We start from the raw sequence: 1343 nt of genomic DNA, 5'->3' as shown, positions 1-1343 counted from the left end.
ATCAAAGAGCCATTGAAGCACATTCATCAAAATAAATATGATATTAATGAATTGGTTGATATGCATGTGAATATGATTCATCCATGTGAACTTGTAACAAATGGTTTGTCTTTTCAAAATATTGAAAGTATAGAGAGAGTTTTTTCTAAATTTTTACTCTGTACACGACAAATTTCACAGAACCCTTATCCTATCAGGATTCTGCTTTCTTAAAATTGCCAAAATTTCCTTAAACTCTTCTTTTTTCCCAAAACCAATTAAACGCTGAATCGCCATTTGAACATAGTCTAAACCATAGCGAAATAAACTCATTGAGAGTCGTCCATGCTTCTTTATTTTTATCGCTTTTTTTTGATTATGTTGCCATTCACCCGTTAAGTAACACCAACAGAAGCTTATAGCTAACACCGCAATCAATTTTTTCACTCGTCTAGGGTCTGTCAAGCGCGTATTTTCAAGATTAAACCCGCGTCCTTTGAGACAACTGAATAAGGTTTCAATTTCCCAGCGTAATGCATAATCCTGAATAGCATTGGCATTAAACTGAGGAGAAACGACGAGTAAAAGCTCTCCATTTTCTAACTGTAGTGCACTTATATATAGTTTCACCCGACCAACCAAAATCCGTCGTTTACGACATTCAATTTGACCAACTTTAAGATGGCGAAATAAATCACTAATTTTATGATTCTTTCCTAAATGATTGGTGACAATGAAGTTTTTTTAACACGAATGCAGAAGTTGATGTCTTGTTCAATTAACCATGTAAACCACTGCTCACCGATAAACTCTCTGTCTGCGAACACATTCACAATACGGTCTTTACCAAAAATGGCTATAAAGCGTTGAATCAAAGCAATACGCTCTTTCGTATCTGAATTTCCACGTTTATTAAGCAATGTCCAAAGGATAGGTATCGCTATTCCACGATAAACGATTGCGAGCATCAGGATATTAATATTTCGTTTTCCCCATTTCCAATTGGTTCTATCTAAAGTCAGTTGCACTTGGTCGAATGAAAACATATTGAAAATCAACTGAGAAATTTGACGATAATCAAAATACTGACCTGCAAAGAAGCGCTGCATACGTCGATAAAATGATTGTGGTAAACACTTGATGGGCAAGGCTTTAGATGCAGAAGAAAGATTACATGTTTGCTTTAAAATAATCACAAGCATGATGAGCGCAAAGCACTTTAAATGTGACTTGTTCCATTTTAGAGATTTGTTTAAGATAAGATATAACTCATTGAGATGTGTCATAGTATTCGTCGTTAGAAAACAATTATTGTGACATTATTTCAATGAGTTATCTATTTTTGTCGTGTACAGAGACGTTTT

At 34.6% G+C, this 1343-nt stretch carries 2 protein-coding genes; one reads left to right on the top strand and one right to left on the bottom strand.

What is annotated here, in order from left to right:
• The coding region (locus PVW51_RS24225; protein WP_274578237.1) for a hypothetical protein at positions 1-213 on the top strand (213 nt) is incomplete at its 5' end.
• On the opposite strand, the gene PVW51_RS24220 is transcribed toward PVW51_RS24225, so the two are convergent.
• Positions 175-1265, bottom strand: a protein-coding gene (locus PVW51_RS24220; RefSeq protein WP_085940648.1) for an IS4-like element ISAba1 family transposase whose coding sequence is annotated in 2 segments (ribosomal slippage) — positions 175-725 and positions 725-1265 — 1092 coding nt in all. Because the reading frame shifts where the segments join, the coding sequence is not laid out codon by codon here. The genes PVW51_RS24225 and PVW51_RS24220 overlap by 39 nt on opposite strands.
• Between the last annotated feature and the right edge of the window lie 78 nt (positions 1266-1343).

Source organism: Sulfitobacter sp. PR48 (genome assembly GCF_028807335.1).
Lineage (GTDB): Bacteria > Pseudomonadota > Alphaproteobacteria > Rhodobacterales > Rhodobacteraceae > Sulfitobacter.
Note: the sequence above shows the minus strand (reverse complement) of the source record. Positions and strands in the feature narration are given on the sequence as shown.